Origin of the sequence: Kitasatospora sp. NPDC057500 (assembly GCF_042802195.1) — a bacterium.
GTDB lineage: Bacteria > Actinomycetota > Actinomycetes > Streptomycetales > Streptomycetaceae > Kitasatospora.
Window position 1 is genome coordinate 1 of the sequence record NZ_JBHVER010000408.1, and the last position, 2,434, is coordinate 2,434.

Here is a 2,434-nt window from a genome sequence, read left to right on the forward strand (position 1 = left end):
GTCGTTCGACTGCCCGCCCTCGTCACGTCCGTACCGTCCGCCGGTACGGGCAGGAGGTCTCAGAATCCGCCGGTCTGCTCGTCGCGACGACGCTGCCAGCGCTGCTCGACCCGGTCCATCATCCCGGCCTTGCGACGGGGAGCGGCGGCCTGGCCACCGGGGCGCTGTGCCTGTCCGGCGGGCCCGCGGCGCCAGCCCGTCACAGCGAAGACGGCGCACCCGAGCATCACCAGGAAGCCCACCACGCTGACCCAGATCTGGTCGACGACCATGCCGCCCATCAGCAGGCCGATGCCGACCACGAAGCCGCCGATGGCCAGATACACCCGTCGACGGGTGTAGGTGCGCAGACCGGTTCCCTCAAGCGCCGACGCGAATTTGGGATCTTCGGCATACAGCGCTCGCTCCATCTGGTCGAGCAGTCGCTGCTCGTGCTCCGAGAGCGGCACGGAGTCCTCCTACTCGTCGGTCGCGGGTGCGACCGGTCCGCCGCCCCGGTCGGGGTGGCAAGTCCAAATCAGCCTTCAGAACACGCGGTCGGACGCCTGTGCGGGGGCCCGGGCCCGTGTCGTCCATATGCCCCGAGCGTCCGGCGGTCATGCTTCCGGCTTTACCCAGATCATACGGTCCACGGGCCCTTCGCGGAGCGGTCGACCACGCGTGGGCCCGGCCACTTCGGCGGCTCCTCGCCGCACCCACCTCAACGCGGCTGACTGCGGACAAGTGCCCGATCCATTGGAATCGGCCCGGACCTGGGGAGATCCCGAGGAGAAGACGGGGAGACGGGCGGGAGAAGCGCCGAAGGTCCGCCGGCGAACGACGGGAAGTCCGTCGGCGAACGGCGGTGGGACGGGGGCGGGCCGGCGGTGGTCCGGCGGTGGTCCGTCCGGTCAGCCGAGGGTGGCCAGCAGGTGAAGCTGGGTCGCCACCGCGTGGAAGGCCGGCTGCCCGGCGGCGGCCTCCTCCAGCTTGAGCAGCGCGTCCAGCGCGCCCGGCTCGGTGTCCACCAGGACGCCCGGCACCAGGTCGGCGAAGACCCGCACGCCGTGCACCGACTCCACCCGCAGCCCGGCCCCGGCCGCCAGCCGGTCCAGTTCCTCACCGGTGAAGCGGCGCGGCATCGGGTCGCTCGCGCCCCAGCGGCCGTCACCGGCGCCCAGCACCGCGCGGGCGTCGTCGAAGTGGCCGCCGAGCGCCCGGGCCAGCACGGCACCGTTGCGGTTGGCGGCCAGCAGGCTCACGAACCCGCCCCGGCGCAGGGTGCCGGCCAGGCTGCCGAGCGCCTCGGCCGGGTCGTCGACGACCTCCAGCACGCCGTGGCAGAGCACCGCGTCGACGGTGCCGGGCGCGACCAGGTCGGGGAGCGTCTGGGTGTCGCCCTGCACGGCGCGGACCAGGTCGGTCACGCCGGCCTCGGCGGCCCGCCGCTCCAGCGCGAACAGCGCGTCCGGACTCGGGTCGACCACCGTGACCCGGTGGCCCAGCCGGGCCACCGGCACGGCGAAGTTGCCGGTGCCGCCGCCGGTGTCGACCACGTCGAGCACCGGCTGGTCCAGCTCGGCCGCCCGCTTCTCCAGGGCGGCGCGCACCACCTCCCACACCACGGCGGTACGCAGGGCGCTGCGGGGACGCGTCGGGTACAAGGCGAGGCTCCTTGGCACGTGCAGTGTCGATCAGGTTGCCTCCACCTTAGGCCCTGTCCGTCCCTCACCCCGCCTCGCGCACCTCCGGCTGCCGGTCGTCGCCGCCGTCCGCGTCGTCCAGCGGCAGGCGCGGGGCGGGCGGGGCGGCGTGCAGGCCGAGCAGGCGCTCGACCAGGCGCAGGAACAGCGCCGAGTTGCGGACCAGGTCGTCCGCGTCCCGGGCCGAGGCCGCGCCGCGGATGCCGGCCTCGGCGGCCGCCCGGCGGCGCGCGCCCGCCGCGAAGTACGGCGCCCACTCGGCGAGCTCGGGCGCCACCTCGGGCAGGACCTCCCAGGCGCTGCGGATCGCCCGGCGGCGCCGTTCGCTCTTCTCCGGGCGCCCGCGCACGGCGAGCACCGCCGCGACGGTGCGCAGCGCCGCGAGGTGCGCGGCGGCGTACCGCTCCAGCGGGTCCTCCAGGGCGCGGGCCCGGGCGAGGGTGCGGTGGGCCTCGGCGAGCAGGTCGAGCGCGGCGGGCGGAGCGGCGGCCCGGCGCAGCACCGGGTGCACGTCGGCACCGGCGGACGGCCGGTGGGCGGAGGAGCGCGCGGCGCTCCCCGGTCGGTAGGCGGCGGAGTGGAGGCGGGCGGTGACGGGCTCAGGGTGGCTGATGGTCATGGTCTCCCCCGTTCCGAGGCAGCGCACGGGTCGGATGGCCCGCGCCCCTCCATCGTGAACGGCACCACTGACAATCGGGCCCCGGCCGGGCCTCCGGCCGCCCGGCAGCCGAAGCGCCGTCCCCCACGGACGG

At 75.6% G+C, this 2,434-nt stretch carries 3 protein-coding genes; all 3 read right to left on the reverse strand.

What is annotated here, in order from left to right; genetic code table 11:
• Positions 1-59 precede the first annotated feature (59 nt).
• Positions 60-449, reverse strand: coding sequence for a DUF3040 domain-containing protein (locus tag ACFU74_RS36995; RefSeq protein ID WP_380764529.1), 390 nt, complete (start codon positions 447-449; stop codon positions 60-62).
• A gap of 441 nt (positions 450-890) precedes the next feature.
• Positions 891-1,643, reverse strand: coding sequence for a methyltransferase domain-containing protein (locus ACFU74_RS37000; RefSeq protein ID WP_380764530.1), 753 nt, complete (start codon positions 1,641-1,643; stop codon positions 891-893).
• A 64-nt stretch (positions 1,644-1,707) separates the two neighbouring features.
• The gene (locus tag ACFU74_RS37005; protein WP_380764531.1) at positions 1,708-2,301 is read right to left on the reverse strand and encodes an SAV_6107 family HEPN domain-containing protein; all 594 of its coding nucleotides are present in this window, start codon (positions 2,299-2,301) and stop codon (positions 1,708-1,710) included.
• Between the last annotated feature and the right edge of the window lie 133 nt (positions 2,302-2,434).